The sequence below is a fragment of the Streptomyces sp. NPDC044984 genome, from assembly GCF_040646935.1.
Lineage (GTDB): Bacteria > Actinomycetota > Actinomycetes > Streptomycetales > Streptomycetaceae > Streptomyces.
This window is the reverse complement of record NZ_JBEZBE010000024.1, coordinates 39212-59824: the sequence shown is the minus strand read 5'-3', so window position 1 is coordinate 59824 and position 20613 is coordinate 39212. Positions and strand designations below refer to the sequence as shown.

Sequence of the window (20613 nt, the reverse complement as noted above, 5' to 3'; positions counted from 1 at the left end):
AGCATGCACGGCGCACGACGGGGACGGTGACCCCGTGTGCCCGACACCGAACCCTTCGTGTTGTGACAGACCCATGACGTTCCGGGGCCCTCCTCGGGCTTACGGAAGGGGGGCCGGGGGCGACTACCCTTTCCCTTCTGGCCCCTGCCCCACTCCCCACGGAACGCGAGATTCATGACCGTCAACGACGTCGATGACGTACTGCTTGTCCACGGCGGAACCCCGCTGGAGGGCGAGATCCGTGTCCGCGGTGCGAAGAACCTCGTACCGAAGGCCATGGTCGCCGCGCTGCTGGGCAGCGCACCGAGCCGTCTGGGCAACGTCCCGGACATCCGTGACGTCCGGGTCGTACGGGGTCTGCTGCAGCTGCACGGCGTGACGGTCCGTCCGGGCGAGGAGCCCGGCGAACTGGTGCTCGACCCCACGCGTGTGGAGAGCGCCAACGTCGCTGACATCGATGCCCACGCCGGGTCCTCGCGGATCCCGATCCTGTTCTGCGGCCCGCTGCTGCACCGGCTCGGGCACGCGTTCATCCCGGGACTCGGCGGCTGCGACATCGGCGGCCGGCCCATCGACTTCCACTTCGACGTGCTGCGGCAGTTCGGCGCGACCATCGAGAAGCGGGCGGACGGCCAGTACCTGGAGGCCCCGCAGCGGCTGCGCGGCACCAAGATCCGGCTGCCGTACCCCTCGGTCGGCGCGACCGAGCAGGTGCTGCTGACGGCGGTCCTCGCGGAGGGCGTCACCGTCCTGTCCAACGCGGCGGTGGAGCCGGAGATCGAGGACCTGATCTGCGTCCTGCAGAAGATGGGCGCGATCATCGCGATGGACATCGACCGGACCATCCGCATCACCGGTGTGGACAAGCTCGGCGGCTACACCCACCGCGCCCTGCCCGACCGCCTGGAGGCCGCCTCCTGGGCGTCCGCCGCGCTGGCGACCGAGGGCAACATCTACGTCCGCGGCGCCCAGCAGCGCTCGATGATGACGTTCCTGAACACCTACCGGAAGGTCGGCGGCGCCTTCGAGATCGACGACGAGGGCATCCGCTTCTGGCACCCCGGTGGGCAGCTGAAGTCCATCGCGCTGGAGACGGACGTGCACCCGGGCTTCCAGACGGACTGGCAGCAGCCGCTGGTGGTCGCCCTGACCCAGGCGACGGGCCTGTCCATCGTCCACGAGACGGTCTACGAGTCCCGGCTCGGCTTCACCTCCGCGCTCAACCAGATGGGCGCGCACATCCAGCTGTACCGCGAGTGCCTGGGCGGCTCCGACTGCCGCTTCGGCCAGCGCAACTTCCTCCACTCCGCGGTCGTCTCGGGCCCGACGAAGCTCCAGGGCGCGGATCTCGTCATCCCCGACCTGCGCGGTGGCTTCTCCTACCTCATCGCCGCCCTCGCCGCCCAGGGCACCTCCCGCGTCCACGGCATCGGCCTGATCAACCGCGGCTACGAGAACTTCATGGAGAAGCTCGTGGAACTGGGCGCGAAGGTCGAACTCCCGGGCAAGGCCCTCGGCTGACAGCAGCCTCCGCACATACGTCGATGGGGCGGTCACCCGGATCCGGGTGACCGCCCCATCGGCGTGAGTGGAGGCGCCCCGAAGGGGCGCGGGGCTGCGGACACGTGCGGCTCCGCCGCGCGAGCGCGACCAGCCGCGACCGGCCCGCAGTCGCCCACAACTCTCTCAAAAAGGCAAGGTCACTTGCCCTTGGCGGCTTCCTTGAGCTTCGAGCCCGCCGAAACCTTCACGCTGTAGCCCGCCGGAATCTGGATCGGCTCTCCGGTCTGCGGGTTGCGCGCGGTGCGCGCGGCCCGGTGGGTGCGCTCGAAGGTCAGGAAACCGGGGACGGTGACCTTCTCGTCGCCCTTGGAGACGATGTCGCCGACGACCTCGGCGAACGCGGCCAGCACGGCGTCGGCGTCCTTGCGGGTCACCTCGGCGCGGTCGGCCAGCGCGGCCACCAGCTCACTGCGGTTCATGTTGTTACTCCCGTGTTCTTCTTGCCGTTGAGGCGTGCCACGCGGCGGAGCCGCATGTCGGGCACGGCCAAGCCGATGCTGCCAGGTTCCTCGGTGGGTCCCCGGACCCGGGTCCCTCGTCAGACCCTCGCGCCCAGGGACGCATCCTGCCTCTACCTGCGGCGGTAATGCCAATCCGGCACCCGCAGGAGTCGTGAGAACACCCCGGGGAGTCACACGAAGAGCGCCACAGCCCGGCCGCCACCATAGAGGGCGACCAGGATTTCCGGGTGCCCCGACGCGCCGGTTCCAACCGGCCGTGGCGATCCTCACAGCCCGCTCGGCGTCCGGGTCCCCCTAGGAGACCGACGCCCCCGCCGCCTTCGCCGCCTCGCGCACCGCGCCGGCGACGGCACCGGCGACCTTGTCGTTGAAGACGCTGGGGATGATGTAGTTCGGGTTCAGCTCGTCCTCGGTGACCACGTCGGCGAGGGCCTTGGCGGCGGCCAGCATCATCTCGGTGTTGACGGTGCGGGACTGGGCGTCGAGCAGGCCGCGGAAGACGCCCGGGAACACCAGCACGTTGTTGATCTGGTTGGGGAAGTCGGAGCGGCCGGTGGCCACAACGGCCGCCGTCTGACGGGCGATTGCCGGGTCCACCTCGGGATCGGGATTCGCGAGCGCGAACACGATGGCGCCCTCGGCCATCGCGGACACGTCGTCGCCGTCGAGGACGTTCGGGGCGGAGACGCCGATGAAGACGTCCGCGCCGCGCACCGCCTCCTTCAGGGTGCCGGTGAGGTTCTCGGGGTTGGTGTTGTCGGCGATCCAGCGCAGGGCGGAGCCGGGGGCGGCGTCCACGAGGTCGGCGCGGCCGGTGTGCACGACGCCGTGGATGTCGGCCACCACGGCGTTCTTCACCCCGGCGGCGAGCAGCAGCTTCAGGATGGCCGTACCGGCGGCGCCGGCGCCGGACATCACGACGCGGATGTTCTCGATCGCCCTGCCGGTGACCCGCAGGGCGTTGGTCAGGGCGGCGAGGACGACGATCGCGGTGCCGTGCTGGTCGTCGTGGAAGACGGGGATGTCCAGGGCCTCGCGCAGCCGCGCCTCGATCTCGAAGCAGCGGGGGGCGGAGATGTCCTCCAGGTTGATGCCGGCGAAGCCCGGGGCGATGGCCTTGACGATCTCGACGATCGCGTCGGTGTCCTGGGTGTCCAGGCAGATCGGCCAGGCGTCGATGCCGGCGAACCGCTTGAACAGGGCCGCCTTGCCCTCCATCACCGGCAGCGCGGCCTTCGGGCCGATGTTGCCCAGGCCCAGCACGGCCGAGCCGTCCGTCACGACCGCAACGGAGTTGCGCTTGATGGTCAGGCGGCGGGCGTCCTCGGGGTTCTCCGCGATCGCCATGCACACGCGGGCCACGCCGGGCGTGTAGACCATGGACAGGTCGTCACGGTTGCGGATGGGGTGCTTCGACGCCATCTCGATCTTGCCGCCGAGGTGCATCAGGAACGTACGGTCGGAGACCTTGCCCAGGGTGACGCCCTCGATGCCGCGCAGCTGCTCGACGATCTCGTCGGCGTGGGCGGTGGAGGAGGCCGCGATGGTGACGTCGATACGGAGCTTCTCGTGGCCCGACGCGGTGACGTCGAGGCCGGTCACCGAGCCTCCGGAGGACTCCACGGCCGTGGTGAGCTGCGATACGGCGGTTCCGCTCGCGGGCACCTCCAGCCGGATCGTCATCGAGTAGGAGACGCTGGGCGCCGTTGCCATGGCCGACTTCCTCTGCTTTCACCGTGCCGCTGAATGTGCCGTCCGATCGTCGCACCTACCCCTGAGTACGCGGTAGCCGCCCCGAATTGCGGACGTTTTGTTCACCGACACGTACCGTATCGTGGAAGGAAGTTTCCATCATTCGGAGAAGCTTGGGCAAGAAAAGAGGCCCACATCACGTCCTGTGATGTGGGCCTCTCAGCTGCCTGAGTGACACCGACCCGCCATGCTCGCCTCGCGGCAAGTGGTCGCTCGAAGCGACTAAGGTTGGGCCCGGGGGCTTGGATCGGGCCGGTGCCACACCAAGGCTAACAAACGGATCCGGTAAGACCATTCCCGTGGCGCAACCGGTTTTCCGGGCGCCCCCGGTCTCCCGGTCCCTCAGTCCCTCAGTCCCTCAGCAGATCCGGCACTCCGGCCGCGTCCGGCTCGTCGCGGTCCGCCGAGACCACCGTCAGCTGCTGCGTGGCCCGGGTCAGGGCGACGTACAGCACCCGCAGGCCGGCCGGGGACTCGTCGGCGATCTCCGCCGGGGAGACGACGATCGTCGCGTCGTACTCCAGGCCCTTGGCCTCCAGGCTGCCGAGCGCCACCACGCGGTCGCCGAGCCCGTCGAGCCAGCGCCGGGCCTCCTCGCGGCGCTGCATGGCGACGACCACGCCGACGGTGCCGTCCACACGCTCCAGCAGCCGGGCCGCCTCCGCGCGCACGGTCTCGCCCAGCACGCCCTCCGCGACGGCGAAACGCGGCTCGACGCCGGTGGAGCGCACCGCCCTCGGCGACCGCGACCCCGGCATGGCGAGCGCGAGCACCTTCGACGCCAGTTCGGCGATCTCGGCCGGGTTGCGGTAGTTCACGGTGAGCTCGAAGCGGCGGCGCGGGCGGGTGCCGAGGGCCTCGTCGCGGGCCTGGGCGGCCTCGTCGGGGTCGGACCAGGAGGACTGCGCCGGGTCTCCCACGACCGTCCAGGTGGCGTGCCGGCCGCGGCGGCCGACCATGCGCCACTGCATCGGGGTGAGGTCCTGGGCCTCGTCGACGATGACGTGCGCGTACTCGACGCGCTCCTGGGCGAGCCGCTCGGCCCGCTCGCGCTGGCTCTCCTCGCGCACCGGCATCAGCTCCTCCAGGCCGGTGAGCTGGTCCAGCGGGTCGAGCTCGCGCTTCTTGCGGGGGCGGGCCGGGGCGCCGAGGATCGCCTGGAGCTCGTCGAGCATCGCGATGTCGTGCACGGAGCGGCCGCCGCGCTTCAGCGCGCGGGCGACCTTGCGGACCTCGCCCGGGTTGAGGATCCGCCGGGCCCAGCGGCCGAGGCGCCGCTCGTCGGCCATGGCGTCCAGGACGGCCGCCGGGGTCAGCTCGGGCCACCAGGCGTCGAGGAAGGCGATGAAGTCGTCCTCGGTGGTGACGTCCTCGTCGAAGGAGGAGCGCAGCTCGGCGGCGAGCTCCGGGTCGGTGTGCCGGTTCCCGGCGCCGGAGCGCTCCCAGAGGGCGTCGAGGAGCAGCTTGCGGGCGCGGGGGCGCAGCAGGTTGACCGGGGCGGTGCCGCCGAGGGCGGTGCGGCGGATGTCCGCCAGTTCCTCCGCCTCCAGTTCCAGTCGCCGTCCGAAGGCGACGACCCGCAGCCGCTGCGGTGCGTCGTGTCGCTCCAGCGCTCCGCGCGCGGCCTTCCGCAGCACCTTCAGCATGCGGTACGAGCCCTTGGCGCGGGCCACCGACGGGGAGTCGTACAGCGTGGCCTCGGCACCGTCGACCAGCGAGCCGATGGCGCGGATGGCGACCTGGCCCTCCTCACCGAGGGAGGGCAGCACGCCCTCGGTGTAGGCGACGAGGAGCGGGGTCGGCGAGACGATGAGGATGCCGCCCGCGTACCGGCGCCGGTCCTGGTAGAGGAGGTAGGCCGCGCGGTGCAGGGCGACGGCGGTCTTGCCGGTGCCGGGGCCGCCCTCGACGTACGTGACGGAGGCGGCGGGGGCGCGGATCACCAGGTCCTGCTCGGCCTGGATGGACGCCACGATGTCCCGCATGGTGTGCGTACGGGCCTGGCCGAGCGCGGCCATCAGGGCGCCGTCGCCGATCACGGGCAGCTCGTGGCCGTCCAGGGACGCCGTCAGCTCGGGGCGCATCAGGTCGTCCTCGACGCTCCGCACCCGGCGGCCCTTGGAGCGGATGACGCGGCGGCGCACGACCCGGCCGGGGTCGACCGGGGTGGAACGGTAGAAGGGGGCGGCGGCCGGCGCCCGCCAGTCGATGACCAGCGGGGCGTACTCCTCGTCCAGGACGCCGATGCGGCCGATGTGCAGGGTCTCGGCGATGTCGGCGGTGTTGTCCGGGCGTACGGCGCCCTCGGCGGGCTCGACGGCGGTGTACGCGCCGTCGGGGCCCTTCTTGCCGTCCTTGCCGAGCAGCAGGTCGATCCGGCCGAAGAGGAAGTCCTCGTACTCGTTGTTCAGCCGGTTGAGGTGGATGCCGGCGCGGAAGACCTGGGCGTCCCGCTCGGCGAGGGCGCCGGGCGTGCCGACCTGGCCGCGCCGGGCGGCGTCGCGCATGAGGAACTCGGCCTCGTGGATCTTCTCCTCGAGGCGCCGGTACACCCGGTCGAGGTGTTCCTGTTCGACTCGGATCTCCCGGTCGCGAACGGAGTCGTGAACCGGGTCGACCGCGGTTTCCTGTTGAGCCTGAGCGGCCACCGGGCCCCCTTCTGACGTGCTGGGCAGCCGTCAACCGTACGCGAAGGGGGCCCCATAAGGCTACGCGTCGACCTCGACGAGCAGTTCGCCGTCGAAGGTCATGATCTGGAAGTGGTCGATCTCGTTCGGCTGGAAGGCGGCACCGCCCTGCACGTACAGCGGCTGCCTGGCCTTCTCCGCCTTGGCGTCCGGCAGTCCGTACCCCTCGCCGGGCACGGACCAGGAGTTGACCGTCTCGCGCTCGCCGTTCTTGCCGACGGCGATCAGCGAGCACTTCTGCTCGCCCTTGACGTTCTTCAGCTCCGTGACGATCTCGGTGCCCCAGAGCTTCTCCTCCAGGGCCACGGTCGCGGTCACCCGGGTGCCGGGATCGGTCGCCATGATCTTGTCGGAGCTCCTGTCGAAGGCCTCCTTGGCGGGATTGGCCGTAAGCGTCCGGCCGGCACCGCCCCCGCCCCCGCCCTCGTCGCCCCCGCCGCTGGCGGCGACGGCCACGAACGGCCCGCTGACGATCAGCGCGCCGGCGGCGGCGACCATGTAGAAGTTGCGGCGGCGCTTCCTCGCGCGGCGCTCGGCCACCTCGTCGACCAGCTTCTCCACCACGCGCGGGGAGGGCTTGGCGGACAGCGACTCGCCCAGCGCGGGCGTCCCGGTGCCGGGCAGGTCCGCGAGCGCGGCCAGCATCGGTTCCATGCCGGCGAGTTCGTCGAGCTGCTGGGCGCACCACTCGCAGGTCGCGAGGTGCGCCTCGAAAGCGGTTGCCTCGGCGTCGTCGAGGATGCCGAGGGCGTAGGCGCCGACGGTCTCGTGTTCGTTCGGCACCGGTGATCCCTGCATGGGACCAGACATACCCGTACCGCCCTCTCCGTATCCCCCGTAGACCCTCGTCACGCCGTCACCCCCCGCTCCTCCAGAGCCAGCTTCATCGACCGCAGGGCGTAGAACACCCGGGAGCGGACGGTGCCGCTGGGTATGCCGAGTGTCTGGGCCGCCTCATTGACGGTACGCCCCTTGAAGTACGTCTCGACGAGTACCTCCCGGTGAGCCGGGGTCAGGTCGTCGAGCGCGTCCGACAGCGTCATCAGCCACAGCGCCTTGTCGATCTCGTCCTCCGCGGGGATGACCTCCAGCGGCGACGGATCGACCTCCTGCGGCCGGGCCTGCCGGCTGCGGTGGCCGTCGATGACGATGCGCCGGGCGACCGTCACCAGCCAGGGGCGTACCGAACCGGTCGCCCGATTGAGCTGACCGGCGTTCTTCCAGGCACGGATGAGCGTTTCCTGAACGACGTCCTCGGCGCGCTGCCGGTCTCCGGCGACCAGCCGCAGGACGTAGGCCAGCAGAGGTCCGGCGTGCTCGCGGTACAGCGCGCGCATCAGCTCCTCGTCGGGTTCCGAGGGCTGTGAGGACATGCGATGTCGGGCCCTCGCTCCACGTTCATTGGCCACGGCCGCATCCTTGCGCACGCCCACCTCCGGTGTCCGGGGGATCCCCCCGTCGGTCGCTCGACAACCGGTACGGACGGCGGGGGGCGGGTGTTCAAAGAGAGGTGACGGTTTTCTGCGAGGTCGTGTGACGACCGGGACATGAACCCACAATCCCCCCGCCGCTTCTTCACATTCCCGACACGACGACAGGGGCGTGACGCCGATCACACCGCGAGAACGCCGAACAGGTCTGTAACCGACGTCACTCGGGCGCCTCATGGCGGCCGGCGCCCGGAAGCAGCGAGGAGGGCGCCCGAGTCGGGCTAGGCCCTCGCGAGTGCCGCGCGCCGGCGGTGGCGGGCCACCCGCTCCCGGTTGCCGCAGACCTCACTGGAGCACCAGCGCCGCCTGCGCCCCCGGGAGGTGTCGAGGTACACGATCGGGCAGTTGTCGCCCTCGCACTGCCGCAGGCTGCCGCGTGCGACGGGGTCGGTGAGCAGGTTCACCGCGTCCCGCGCGACGGCCGCGAGCAGCGCCGCGCGGCCGGGCGGACCGTCGAGGCGGCGCACCAGCACACCGTCCTCACCGGGCACCGCGCGGGGCGCCGGGGGCGCCGCGCGGGCGAGCTCGTTCACCCGGGCGAGCGCGAGGTCGTACGAGCGGACACCGGGCGCCGGCCGGCCGCGCACCAACGGGACGAGCTGCCCGCGCAGTTCGCGGAAGGCCGGCAGCCAGGAGGGGTCGGCGTGGGCGAGCGCGGTGTCCGCGGGCACGAGCCCGGAACCGGTGATCCAGGCGCGCAGCACCTCCACGGAGCCGAGCCGTTCCACGGGATGGGTGGTCGCGAGCAGGTCCAGGCAGACCCGCCCGGTGTCGAACCGCAGCTCGTGGGGCGCCGTGACCGTACCCATTGCCATGTTCCTGCCACCGCCTAGGTTGGCCCCGCGCGTGGGGGCCGGTGAGCGATCCGGGGGAAACCGTTCCCTCCCACAGTGCCTTCCCGCCCCGGTCCCCGGAACCCCCGGCGCCGCGCTCAGCCCTCCCCGTACTTCGACTCCGCCGCCGGGTCCAGGGCGAGGCGGTAGCCGCGCTTGACGACCGTCTGGATCAGTTTCGGGGCGCCCAGGGCGGAGCGGAGACGGGCCATGGCGGTCTCCACCGCGTGCTCGTCGCGGCCCGCGCCCGGAAGGGCGCGCAGCAGCTCCGCGCGGGAGACGACCCAGCCGGGCCGCCGGGACAGCGCCCGCAGCAGCGACATCCCGGCCGGCGGTACGGGTTTGAGCGCGCCGTCCACCAGGACCGCGTGTCCCCGGATCTCCACCCGGTGCCCGGCGACGGGCAACGCCCGGGCACGGGCGGGCAGTTCCCGGCAGAGCAGCTGGACCAGCGGGCCGAGCCGGAAGCGTTCGGGCTGCACCGTGTCGATGCCGCGGGCCTGCAACGGCAGCGCGGTGACCGGGCCGACGCAGGCGGACAGCACGTCGTGGCCGAGCGCGGCGAGCAGGTCGTCGAGCAGTCCGCGCTCCTCCGCCCGGGACAGCAGCGACGCGGCGGCGGGCGCGCTGGTGAAGGTGACCGCGTCCAGGGTCCGGGCGACGCATCCGTCGATGAGGCGGTCCACGGGACCGAGGTCCTCCGGCGGCAGCCACCGGTACACCGGCACCCCCACCACCTCCGCTCCCCCGGCCCGCAGCGACTCCACGAACCCGGGCAGCGGCTCACCGTGCAGCTGTACGGCGATCCGCAGTCCGTCGACGCCCTCCTCCAGGAGCCGGTCGAGCACCTCCGCCAGGGACTCCGACGCCGGCGACCACTCCTCGGTCAGCCCGGCGGCCCGGATCGCGCCCTTCACCTTGGGCCCGCGCGCCAGGATCCGCACCTCGCGCAGCCGCGCCAGCAGGTCCTCGCCCAGCCCCCAGCCGTCGGCGGCCTCCACCCAGCCCCGGAACCCGATCGCCGTCGTGGCGACCGCGATGTCCGGCGCCTGCCCGATGATCTCCTTGGTGGCGGCCAGCAGTTCACTGTCGTCGGAGAGCGGCACGATCCGCAGGGCCGGGGCGTGCAGCACGGCGGCTCCACGGCGCTCCAGCAGCGCGCCCAGCTCGTCGGCCCGGCGCGCCGCGGTCACCCCCACGGTGAACCCCGCGAGGGGCCCGTGCTCCGGTGGCTGCTCTTCTTCGTCGTACATGGCTCTCGTCCCGGCTCGAGTCGGTGTACTGCGGGGAGGTACGGCTCCACCTCCCTGCCGATCGAGCCTGTCAACGGTCCGTGACAGGCTCGGTTCGGCTTCATGTCACCAGTGTTACGTCACTTCGCGTCACACGTCGGCGTAGCTGAGCTGTGGCTTCTCCTCCGGGGCCGGGCTCGTGTCACCCGCACGAACCGCCGGGCGGCGGAGGTATACCGCCCAGGTGACCGCGAAGCAGACCGCGTAGCAGGCGAGGAAGGCGACGAACGCGCCGGTGCCGGAGCCGTAGGAGAGGAAGGACTGGCGGAAGGCCAGGTTGATGCCGACCCCGCCGAGCGCGCCCACCGCGCCGATCAGCCCCATCGACGCCCCCGACAGCCGCCGCCCGTACGCGGCCGCCTCCTCACCCGCGAGCCCCAGGGCCCGGGCCTTCGCCTGGAAGATGCCGGGGATCATCTTGTACGTCGACCCGTTGCCGAGGCCGGTCAGCACGAACAGCACCACGAAGGCGACGGTGAACAGCACCAGCGACTTCTGCATGGAGGCGACGATCAGCACCGCCGTCGCCGCGCCCATGGCGACGAAGTTCCACAGCGTGATCCGCGCGCCGCCGTACCGGTCGGCGAGCGATCCGCCCACCGGACGGATCAGCGATCCGAGCAGCGGGCCGATGAAGGTGACGTACGCGGCCTCGAGCGGCGTGCGGTCGAACTGGTTCTGCAGCACCTGCCCGAAGGCGAAGCTGTAGCCGATGAACGAGCCGAAGGTGCCGATGTAGAGGAACGCCATGATCCAGGTGTGCGCGTCCCGCGCGGCGTCCTTGGCGGCACCGGTGTCGTTCTTCACCGAGGCGAGGTTGTCCATGTAGAGCGCGGCGAGCACGGCGGCGACGACGATCAGCGGGATGTAGATGCCGAGCAGCACGCGCGGTCCGCCGCTCGCGCCGATGATCGCGAGGGCGGCGAGCTGGATCACCGGGACGCCGATGTTGCCACCGCCGGCGTTCAGGCCGAGCGCCCAGCCCTTCTTCCGCAGCGGGAAGAAGGCGTTGATGTTGGTCATGGAGGAGGCGAAGTTGCCGCCGCCGATCCCGGCCAGCAGGCCGACCAGCAGGAACGTGGAGAAGGACGTCCCCGGCTCCATCACGGCGAACGCGGCGACGGTGGGCACGAGCAGCAGCCCCGCGCTGATCACCGTCCAGTTCCGCCCGCCGAAGACGGCGACGGCGAAGGTGTACGGCACCCGGACCACGGCGCCGACCAGTGTGACCATCGACGTCAGCAGGAACTTGTCGGCGGGCGTCAGCCCGTACTCGGGGCCCATGAAGAGCACCAGTACGGACCACATCGTCCAGATCGAGAACCCGATGTGCTCGGACAGCACGGAGAAGAGCAGATTGCGACGGGCGATCTTCTCTCCGGTGCGGTTCCAGAAGGTCTCGTCCTCCGGGTCCCACTGCTGGATCCAACGGCCGCTGCGGGCTGTCATGAGGCCTCCACTGCTCTCCGGGGCGCGGGCGGTGCCGCGAGGGGCTGATCCCGAAGGTAGGGAGGGGTCGTTTCGTGGCTGTGGCGGGCGGTGACCGCTGGGGAACGTTGCTCTCACCCGTGGCGGGGGCCGGGTGAGAGGTGTCCGGCAGAGGGCACGGGCGGCGCCGTGAGGTTCGGCGCCGCGTCAGCGCCGCGGGGGCTGCCAGTGGGGGTTCTGCTGGGCGGGGTACCCGTACGGGGGCTGGGACTGGAGCGGGGCGTAGGGGCCGGGGGCCTGGACCGGCGGCTGGGGCGGGGCACCGTACGGGGCGAGCTGTCCGTATCCGGGCTGGGGCGGTGCGTACGGCGTCGGGGGCTGCTGACCGTACGCGGGTGCGGGCATTCCGGGTGCCGGAGCCGGCATTCCGGGCGCCGGGGTGGGCACCCCCGGGCCCTGGGCTCCGTAAGGGCCGCCCCCGAAGGGGTTGCCGTGCCCCGGTGCCTGCCCGCCCGGGGGCAGGTAGCGCACCCGGCCCGTCTCGTCCGTCACCGGGGCGAAGCCGGCCGCCTGCAGCCGGGCCGCGAACTTGGCGTTGCGCTTGCGGGTGACGACGAGGCCGATACCGAAGACGGCCATGAGGGCCAGCCAGATCACGGCCGAGATGACGAAGTCGGAGGACGTGCCGCCGAGCCGGTAGGCCAGGATCACGCAGCCGATGGAGACACCGAGGGCGCCGTACCCCATCCGCTTCTCGGCGCTCTTTCCGGTGAGGTCGAAGTTGATGCGGGCCTTGAGGAGTTCGAAGGCGTCCGGCACGAGCGGCGGCACCGACACGCCATCGCCGGCGTTCGGGTACTGCGCCCAGTTCTGCGCGGCGCGGGCGCGGGCCTGCGGACTGTGATCGGGCACGATCAGCATCTTCAGCTGGCTGTTGTTCCCGCCGCCCTGCCGCACGTCCGCGTACTCGTAGCCGAACTGCTGGGCGACGAAGGCGAGTCCGGCGAGCTTCTTCACGGACGCCATCGCGCTGGTGAGTTCGACCGGCTCCCCGCTCGCCATCAGTTGCAGCATCTTCCGCGTCTGCCGCTTGCTCATCGTCCCTCGCCCCCTGGCCACTCTGTTCACTTCCGCAACAGGGGCAGTGTGGCACGCCCGCCCACTTCGAACCACAGAAGCTTTCCGGCCCCTCGCCCCGGCGCACCGTCGCCGAGGGTCCACCCTCCCCAGGAGTCGGCGTACTCCTGGACGAGACGCAGCCCGCGCCCGGAGCCGGCGTCGGCCGGGGCGAGCGGGACGGAGTCGCCGCCGGCCCCGCCGAACGGGGCGGGGATGTACGGGTCGCTGTCCCACACCCCGACCCGCAGCCGACCGCCGCTCAGGCCCGTGAGCCGCAGGGAGGCGGGCCCCTCGGTGTGCAGGTAGGTGTTGGTGACCAACTCCGACGTCAGCAACTCCACGACGTCGACGGCGTCCTGCCTGCCGTGCCCGTCGAGCGCGGCCCGCACCGTCATGCGTGCGACGCGTACGGCGCGGGGGTCACGAGGGAGGCGAAGGGCGTACGTCCAGGGGTGGGGCGGGGCTACGGTGACCATGGTCGTCTCCGGGAGTTGGAGGGGACACGGGTTTCGCACGCACGGCCGCGCCGGGCGGTGGCAGTGCCTCGGTCGGTGCGCTTCCGGCTTACGAGCGCGGCGGATGAGCGATATCGCTACCGCAGAGCCGAGATGGAAGATAAATCTCCCAATCATGGGAGGTTCATCTCCGATTAGCTCGTGTGAGGGACATGAGAGCCGCTTCGCGGCCAGGAAGGACACACTGTGCCGCCCACGAACAATCCGACGCTGCGGCAACGGAGACTGGGCGCCGAGCTGCGCAAACTCCGGGAGAAGGCGGGATTCACGGTGACCCGGGCCGCCGAGCACCTGGGCGTCAACCAAGGGCGCGTGAGCATGATCGAGACCGGTCGCAGCCCGGTGAGCGCCGACCTCGTACGCGGGATGGCGTCCGCCTACGAGTGCTCCGACAAGGCTCTGGTCGACGCGCTGGCCGCCATGACCGGGCGCCGCCGCCGGGGCTGGTGGGACGAGTACCGCGAACACCTGCCCGCCGCACTGGTCGACCTGGCGGAGCTGGAACACCACACGACCGCACTACGCGTCGCCCTGGTGATCCACATCCCGGCGCTGTTGCAGACCACCGATCACGCCCGCGCCCTCTTCCGGACCGTGGTGCCGCCCCTGCGTCAGTACGAGATGGAGCACCGCCTCACCTACCGCATCAAACGGCAGGGCATCCTGCATCGAGAGGATCCGCCCTCCTACTCGGCGATCATTCACGAGTCGGCCCTCCGTATGGGCTTCGGCGGCCCTTCCGTGACTCGCGGCCAGCTCACACACCTGCTCGAGATGGGCGAGATGCCCCACGTCACCATCCGAGTGATCCCGTTCGGCACGGCCTACTTCCCGAGCACCGGCCAGTCCTTCGACTATCTCGCGGGTGCTGTGCCGCAGCTCGACACGGTCCAACTGGACACGCACCACGAGGGCTGCGGATTCCTCGACGCGGAGGCACAGTTGACCAAGTACCGAGCCGTACTGGACCACATGACGTCCTGCGCACTCGGTCCCGCCGCGTCTCGCGACTTCATCCACGACCTCATCCGGAAAGCCTGAGAAGGAACACCGTGCAGACCATCCGCTGGCGCAAGTCGTCCCACAGCGGCGACAGTTCGAACTGCGTGGAAATAGCCACCACCCCTGCCGCCGTCCTCGTACGCGACTCGAAGGACACGTCCGGCCCTCAACTCGGCCTCTCCCCCGCCACGTGGGACGTCTTCCTCACGCACATCACCAAGTGACCGTCGAGCCACTCGCTTCTTCGCCAGTGTCGTGCTTCCGCGAGCCGCGTCAAGGGCGCTGCGTTCCGCTGCGCTCCACTCCGCGTCGCCTTCGGCGATGGGCCTCCGGCCCACCCTTGACGCGGCTCGCTCCAGCACGGGGGAGAAGCGAGCGAGCGGCCGGAAGAACGGGTGGCCGGACACACCTGCGATCCACCGTCGGCTGCGAGGCCGGCGGGGGGAGCGCCGCCGGCATTGCGGGCGGCCGACCTGCCGTCAGCACTGTCTGCGGCCTCTGAACCGCGGCGGTGACCCGTACATTCGACGTATGTGACCGGCTGCGTCATCCGGCGGGACACGATTTCCCGAGGGCTCACGCCCCCTCACCTTGCCGAAAAGAGTGAGCATCCGACTGACGAATGCAACTCGCGCACTCAGATGAGCGGAGCGTGAACACCACAGGCCGAGATGCTCCCCCTTTTCAAAACGACACATGCCTCCCGGCCGTGCGACGAAGGGCCACGTCCCACGACGTGGCGCAAACGGCCGAGTCGTTCGCTTCCCGGCACGAGGGTCGTGGCGACCGTCCAGGAAAGCGGCGGGCCGCGAAGTGTCCCGTGGAGCCGGGCCGGACACCCGACCCGGCAGAACCGACCGTCCCACCCACGGATTCCGACGCCACGATCCCCCACACCGCCCGGCGGAGCACCAGGCGCCCCTGTCACCCACCCGCCGTCACCCACCCGCCGTCGGCCGCTGAGTCGGCCCGGCGTGCCGCCACCGCACCCGATGCGACCCCCACCCCGCACCGCCCACTCACCTCAAGCCGTCGAACCCACCCGGCGTGCAGGCGAGGCGCGAGCACGCATCCCGCACGCCGGGTGACTGGCCGGCCGACCGAAGGGACCGGCACAGGTCGGCCACCCGTTCCTCCGGGCCGCTCGCTCGCTTCTCCCCCGTGCTGGAGCGGGCCGGGTCAAGGGTGGCCCGCAGGGCCATCGCCGAAGGCGACGCGACCGCAGGGAGCGCCCTTGACGCGGTTCGCGGAAGCACGACACTGGCGAAGAAGCGAGTGGCCCGACGGTCACCGCCGAACCCCGCCGACACAGGCAACCGTGACGTCAGCCCCGGCGCGCCCCACTGCTCGACCGGGGCCGCTCGCTCCTGCTTCCGTTCGGCCACAGTCTCGGCTTGCGCTTCGCCGCGAGGTCCTCGACCCAGCCGACCGCGAGGACCATCAGGCCGATGAGCGGCCAGACGAGGGCGAACATCCAGATGGTGTACGCGCCGTCGAGGGCGGCGACCGCCCGCTCGCTCTGCATGAACGGGAGCTCGTAGGCCAGGTCGATGATCGGCACCGTCGCCATGATCAGCAGGTTGTGCCACAGGTAGATGGTGACCGCGCGGTTGTTGGAGAGGGTCACCAGCTTGTCCCACTTCGCCAGGCGGCCCGGGAGTTCCTGCCAGGACGGGGAGTACTGGAGCAGGATCACGACGAAGCCGAACGACCAGGTGGCCTGGGCCAGCGGGATGTCGTTGAGGTCCCAGCCGTCGGGGCCGAGGTGGTTCGAGGCCCACCACAGGCCGAAGGCCATCACCAGCGACGCGCAGGAGACGGAGACGTACCTCGGGATCTGCTTCAGCAGGCCTTCGTGGTGGGCGAAGCCCAGCACCCAGCAGCCGCCGTAGACCGCGAAGTCGGTGACCGCGTTGCCCGTCTCGCCGGGGATGGTCACCACGCCCGTGCCGACGATCGCCGTCAGGCCGAGCGGTGCGAGCAGCGTCGGCCAGGGAGCCTTGCGGAACAGCCACAGCAGCAGCGGCGACGCGATGACGAACCACAGGTAGGCGCGCAGGTACCACAGGGGCCCCGCGGCCTGCACCGCCCAGGTGTCCTCCAGCAGCCCCGACTGGGAGCCGACGTGCCAGGGGTAGGGCGGGGCGCCGATCGGCACGATGTAGTTGAACAGCTCGATCAGGCCCCAGGTGCCGCCGCGGTCCGGGTCCTCGGACGGGTTCCAGCCGTCGGCGAACATCATCGCCAGCACGACCACGGCGAACGCCCACATGGGCGGCAGGAGCCGGCGGACGCGCCCGCGGATCACTCCCAGTGCCGGACGCTTCAGCGACCGCGCCATCAGCGAGCCCGCCAGCGCGAACATCACACCCATCGACGGGAACAGCACCGTCAGCCAGGCCCAGCCGAAGAGGTGGTACACCACGACGCGGACCAGGGCGATGGAGCGCAGCAGGTCCAGGTACCGGTCGCGACCCGGCTTCTCGGGCTTCGGGACGGGTGCGGGCTCGGGCTCGGTCGTCCGCTGCTGCGGGACCGTGTACGACGTCGCCGGGACCGTGCCGGCGTCCCCCGCGTACGGCGTTCCGTACGGGCCCGCCGGTTCCGGGCTCCTGCCCGTACCGGCCGTGTATCCGTGGGTCATGCCACGGGCCTCCGATCATCGCTGTGCGGGGCGCGCGGGCCCGGCACCGCTCCGGCGACGGGTGCCCCGACCACGCCCGTGCGCCGCAGCTTCTGCCAGCGCAGACGGCCGCCGGTGAGCGCGGTGATCCAGGACTGGAGGAGGACGACGTACATGAGCTGGCGGTAGAGGATCTGCTGCAGCGGCAGCGAGATGAGGTGAGTCATGCGTTCCCGGTCGAGGTGGAAGGCGTACGCCGCGCAGACCGCCTGGATGGCCAGGACGCCCAGCCACGCCGCGATCGTCTTCTCGGTGGGGCCGAAGACGAGGCCGTAGAGCAGGAAGACGTCGATCAGCGGCGCGAGCAGCGGCGCCACGATCATGAACAGGGAGACGAAGGGCAGGCCGATGCGGCCGAAGCGGCCCGAGGGGCCCTTGTCGATCACCGCGCGGCGGTGCTTCCAGATGGCCTGCATGGTGCCGTACGACCAGCGGTAGCGCTGGGACCACAGCTGCTGGACGGACTCCGGGGCCTCGGTCCAGGCGCGGGCGTTCTCGGCGTAGACCACGCGCCAGCCGGCGCGGTGCAACGCCATGGTGACGTCGGTGTCCTCGGCGAGGGTGTCGTCGCTCATGCCGCCGATGGGCTCCAGGGCGGAGCGGCGGAAGGCGCCGACCGCGCCGGGGATGGTCGGCATGCAGCCGAGGATGTCGTACATGCGGCGGTCCAGGTTGAAGCCCATCACGTACTCGATGTGCTGCCAGGCGCCGATGAGGCTGTCCTTGTTGCCGACCTTCGCGTTGCCCGCCACCGCGCCGACCCTGGGGTCGCCGAAGGGCTGGACGAGTTCGCGGACGGTGGACGGTTCGAAGACGGTGTCTCCGTCCATCATCACGACGATGTCGTAACGGGCGTTGGCCAGGCCCCGGTTGAGCGCGGCCGGCTTGCCCGCGTTGAGCTGGCGGATCACCCGTACGTTGGGCAGGCCCATCGCCTCGACGATGCGGGCGGTGCCGTCGGTGGAGCCGTCGTCGATGACGAGGACCTCGATCGGGTGCTCGCTCGCCATCAGGGAGTTGACGGTGTTCTCGATGCACTTGGCCTCGTTGTACGCCGGGACCAGCACCGTCACGGGTTCGGTGACCGGCGGGCCCCAGCGGAAGTTCCTGCGGCGGACGCGGCGGGCGTGGACGCCGGAGAGGAGGAGCATCAGGACGAAGCGGCCGATGACCAGGGTGCCGATGACCGCGAGGCCGACCACCAGGACGCCGGTGATGTGCTCGGAGGCCTGGACCAGGAAGATCCACGCCTTGCCCTTCCAGAGGTCGGCGCCGGTGACCGGGCTGTGCGCGCTGGGCGCGTCCAGGGCCTCGGTGAGGTTGTCGAACTCGTAGCCCCTGTCCTTGAGGTCGGGCAGGAACCTGTCGAGCGCCGCGACGGTCTGGCTGCGGTCGCCGCCGGAGTCGTGCATCAGGACGATGGCGCCCTTGCCGCGGTGCGGCGTGGCGCGGCGGATGATCTCGTCGACGCCGGGCCGCTTCCAGTCCTCGCTGTCGGTGTTGTTGACGACGGTGAGGTAGCCGCGGCTGCCGATGTACTGGGTGACCGGCCAGGTCTCGTTGTCCATGGCGGCGGAGAAGGAGGAGTACGGCGGGCGGAAGAGCGAGGTGCGGATGCCGGCCGCGCCGGTGATCGCCAGCTGGTTCTGCGACAGCTCCCAGTCGATGCGCTTCTTGGACTGGAGGGAGAGGTCGGGGTGGTTGAAGGTGTGCAGGCCGATCTCGTGGCCCTCGTCGACCATGCGCTGGACGAGATCCGGGTAGCGGGAGGCCATGGTGCCGGTGACGAAGAAGACCGCGTGCGCGTCGTGCTTCTTCAGCACGTCGAGCACCTTCGGTGTCCAGGTCGGGTCCGGGCCGTCGTCGAAGGTGAGGACGAGGCGGCGGTCGGGCACGCTCAGGCTCTGGACCTGCCCGGCGCGGGCGTCGATGACCGGGCCGCCCTCGAGTATCTCCTCGGGCACGTTCGTGGTGGGGGCGGGCTTCCCGACACGGTGGTCGGCGAGGATCTCGCTGTGCACGTATCCGCGCAGCATGAGCATGGCCGCCAGGGCGACGAGGACGAGCACCGGGAGCAGCAGGCGCAAGGGCACGCGGCGGCGCGGGGCGCCGTCACGGGCCCGGCGGGTGGCCCGGTGACGGGGGGAACGGGGTGCCATCAGATGACGTTCTCCGGGGACGGTGCGGTGGGAGCGGTGGACGGGTCCGTCCGTGCGACGGAGCCGTCGGCCGCGCCGACCGGCCGGTCGGCGGGGGCACCGGCGGCGTTGTCGGTGCCCCCGGCCTCTCCGCCGCCGGTGGGGACGGTCAACGCGGGGTCGGGGATCTCCGACCCCGGCGGGTCGGCGGGCGCCGTGCTCACGGTGTCGTCCGAGGGCGTGGTGGTGCCGCCGCCACTGCCGGTGGCCGGGTCGGTGGTGTTCTGCCGGGTCGACGGGGGTGTCGGGTCGGCGGCGTCCGGCTGGTCCGCGGTGCCGGCCCCGCCGCCCGTCGCGGGGGCGGTGGTGTCGGGCGCGGGCAGCGTCGGGGCGCCGGTGGTCGGCGTGCCGTCCGGGGCGAGGCCGGTGCCGGAGCCGGGCGTGGCGCCCGTCTCCCCGGGCCGCGGTGTCGTCTCGACCTGACCGGCGGGCTCGCCCTTCTGGCCGGGGACGGGCATCCAGGGGGCGTCGGAGTTGCCGGACAGCAGCGTGGCGACCATGACGACGGCGTAGCCGGCGCAGGCGAGACCGACGGCCAGGCCGATACGGCGGTAGAGGCGGATGCGGCGGCCGGACTCGTCGACGAACACGGGTCCGCCGGCGGCCTCCTGTCCGCCGCCCGCCCGGCTCGTCGTCCGGCGCAGTTCGAGGCCTTCCCCGATCTGCACGGAGTCGAGCTGGACCGTCACCTCGTGCGGGTCGTGGGTGGCCGCGGCGGAGTCGCCGGCCTCCTCCTGCCAGGGGTCACGGACGGGGGCCCGGGAGGCCTCCGGGGCGCCGGGGTCCGGGGCAGGGCGCAGGAACTCGGTCGGAGCACCGGAGTCCGGGGTGGGACGCAGGAACTCGGTCGGAGCACCGGCCGTCCCGGGGTCGGACGACGGGCGTCCGGACACCGGAGGGAAGACGGCCGTCCCGGGGTCCGACGGCGGGCGTCGGAAGGACGGCGGGGAACCGGCCGCTCCGAAGTCGCCCGAGGGGCGTGCTCCGCCCGGTCGGGACGAGGGTCCTGCCGTCCTGGCGCCGGGGGCGCCGCCCTGCTGGCGGGGTATGCGCAGGGCGGTGGTGCGCTCGGTGTCCCAGGGACCGTCCACCGGGCTCTCGGACGGCATCGACCGGTGCGGTGCCGTGGTGCGCCCGGCGTTCCAGGGAGCGTCCGACCGGCCCTCGGACGGTGCCGCACGGCCCGGCGCCGCGGGGCCACGGGTGTCACCGGCCCGGGGGCCGGTCCGCGGCTCGGGCCGGGCGGAGGGGTCCGCGCGGTGGGCGGCGTCGGGCAGGACCCGGGTCTTGTCGCTGTCACCGGGGAAGGCTCCGAAGGGGGCCCGGCCGTCCTCGAGGGAGCCGGGACCGGAGTCGGCCCCGCGCACGTCCGCGTCGGCGGGCTTCTCGCTCAGGGGGAGGACCCTCGTCTCACGCAGGTCCTCGTCCTCGGTGTTCCCGAACCCCGGTACGCCCTCAGGCCGTTCCGGTTGGGTGTCTTCTCGCCATTTTTCCACGCGCACGCACTTCCCCCCACAGGGTACTTACGGTGCGCGTACGACTCGAGCACCCGTCGGCGGAACGGGCCCCCACCCGCTCCGAGCGCCCCGT

At 71.6% G+C, this 20613-nt stretch carries 16 protein-coding genes; 3 read left to right on the top strand and 13 right to left on the bottom strand.

What is annotated here, in order from left to right; all coding sequences use genetic code 11:
• Positions 1-174 precede the first annotated feature (174 nt).
• Positions 175-1521 carry a UDP-N-acetylglucosamine 1-carboxyvinyltransferase gene (murA, locus tag AB0A94_RS24890; RefSeq protein ID WP_361747696.1) on the top strand — a complete coding sequence of 449 codons (1347 nt, stop codon included), beginning with the start codon at positions 175-177 and terminating at the stop codon, positions 1519-1521.
• A 179-nt stretch (positions 1522-1700) separates the two neighbouring features.
• Here the strand turns inward: murA and AB0A94_RS24885 are convergent, their stop codons facing one another.
• From AB0A94_RS24885 to AB0A94_RS24840, 10 genes are all read right to left on the bottom strand, one after another.
• Entirely contained in the window at positions 1701-1982 is a 282-nt protein-coding gene (locus tag AB0A94_RS24885; RefSeq protein ID WP_004987462.1) for an HU family DNA-binding protein, read from the bottom strand.
• A gap of 336 nt (positions 1983-2318) precedes the next feature.
• On the bottom strand, positions 2319-3737 hold the full coding sequence (locus tag AB0A94_RS24880) for an NAD-dependent malic enzyme (protein WP_361747694.1): 1419 nt from the start codon (positions 3735-3737) through the stop codon (positions 2319-2321).
• A 389-nt stretch (positions 3738-4126) separates the two neighbouring features.
• Positions 4127-6424, bottom strand: coding sequence for a UvrD-helicase domain-containing protein (locus AB0A94_RS24875; protein WP_361747692.1), 2298 nt, complete (start codon positions 6422-6424; stop codon positions 4127-4129).
• Positions 6425-6484: 60 nt separating this feature from the next.
• On the bottom strand, positions 6485-7246 hold the full coding sequence (locus AB0A94_RS24870) for a zf-HC2 domain-containing protein (RefSeq protein WP_361747689.1): 762 nt from the start codon (positions 7244-7246) through the stop codon (positions 6485-6487).
• Between the two features lie 65 nt (positions 7247-7311).
• On the bottom strand, positions 7312-7896 hold the full coding sequence (locus AB0A94_RS24865; RefSeq protein WP_004930798.1) for a sigma-70 family RNA polymerase sigma factor: 585 nt from the start codon (positions 7894-7896) through the stop codon (positions 7312-7314).
• A 278-nt stretch (positions 7897-8174) separates the two neighbouring features.
• The gene (locus tag AB0A94_RS24860; protein ID WP_361747687.1) at positions 8175-8768 is read right to left on the bottom strand and encodes a CGNR zinc finger domain-containing protein; all 594 of its coding nucleotides are present in this window, start codon (positions 8766-8768) and stop codon (positions 8175-8177) included.
• Positions 8769-8884: 116 nt separating this feature from the next.
• Entirely contained in the window at positions 8885-10039 is a 1155-nt protein-coding gene (locus AB0A94_RS24855; RefSeq protein WP_361747685.1) for a uroporphyrinogen-III synthase, read from the bottom strand.
• A gap of 129 nt (positions 10040-10168) precedes the next feature.
• Positions 10169-11527, bottom strand: coding sequence for a nitrate/nitrite transporter (locus AB0A94_RS24850; protein WP_361747683.1), 1359 nt, complete (start codon positions 11525-11527; stop codon positions 10169-10171).
• Positions 11528-11713: 186 nt separating this feature from the next.
• The gene (locus AB0A94_RS24845; protein ID WP_361747681.1) at positions 11714-12604 is read right to left on the bottom strand and encodes a hypothetical protein; all 891 of its coding nucleotides are present in this window, start codon (positions 12602-12604) and stop codon (positions 11714-11716) included.
• Positions 12605-12630: 26 nt separating this feature from the next.
• Positions 12631-13101 (bottom strand): ATP-binding protein, encoded by a 471-nt coding sequence (locus tag AB0A94_RS24840; protein WP_361747679.1) that lies wholly within the window; start codon positions 13099-13101, stop codon positions 12631-12633.
• A gap of 225 nt (positions 13102-13326) precedes the next feature.
• On the opposite strand from AB0A94_RS24840, the gene AB0A94_RS24835 reads away from it, so the two are divergent.
• Both AB0A94_RS24835 and AB0A94_RS24830 read left to right on the top strand, forming a co-directional pair.
• Positions 13327-14181 carry a helix-turn-helix transcriptional regulator gene (locus tag AB0A94_RS24835; RefSeq protein ID WP_361747677.1) on the top strand — a complete coding sequence of 285 codons (855 nt, stop codon included), beginning with the start codon at positions 13327-13329 and terminating at the stop codon, positions 14179-14181.
• Positions 14182-14192: 11 nt separating this feature from the next.
• On the top strand, positions 14193-14366 hold the full coding sequence (locus AB0A94_RS24830) for a DUF397 domain-containing protein (protein ID WP_361747675.1): 174 nt from the start codon (positions 14193-14195) through the stop codon (positions 14364-14366).
• Positions 14367-15466: 1100 nt separating this feature from the next.
• Here the strand turns inward: AB0A94_RS24830 and AB0A94_RS24825 are convergent.
• Genes AB0A94_RS24825 through AB0A94_RS24815 form a run of 3 tightly spaced genes read right to left on the bottom strand, consistent with a single transcriptional unit; the run spans position 15467 to position 20519 of the window.
• Positions 15467-16786, bottom strand: a complete 1320-nt coding sequence (locus AB0A94_RS24825) for an acyltransferase (RefSeq protein WP_361747673.1) — start codon at positions 16784-16786, stop codon at positions 15467-15469.
• Complete coding sequence (locus AB0A94_RS24820; RefSeq protein ID WP_361747671.1) at positions 16783-18984, bottom strand: glycosyltransferase; 2202 nt, start codon at positions 18982-18984, stop codon at positions 16783-16785. The genes AB0A94_RS24825 and AB0A94_RS24820 overlap by 4 nt, the downstream gene beginning before the upstream one ends.
• A complete protein-coding gene (locus tag AB0A94_RS24815; protein WP_361747670.1) occupies positions 18984-20519 on the bottom strand; it encodes a hypothetical protein in 1536 nt (511 codons plus the stop codon). The genes AB0A94_RS24820 and AB0A94_RS24815 overlap by 1 nt, the downstream gene beginning before the upstream one ends.
• Positions 20520-20613 lie beyond the last annotated feature (94 nt).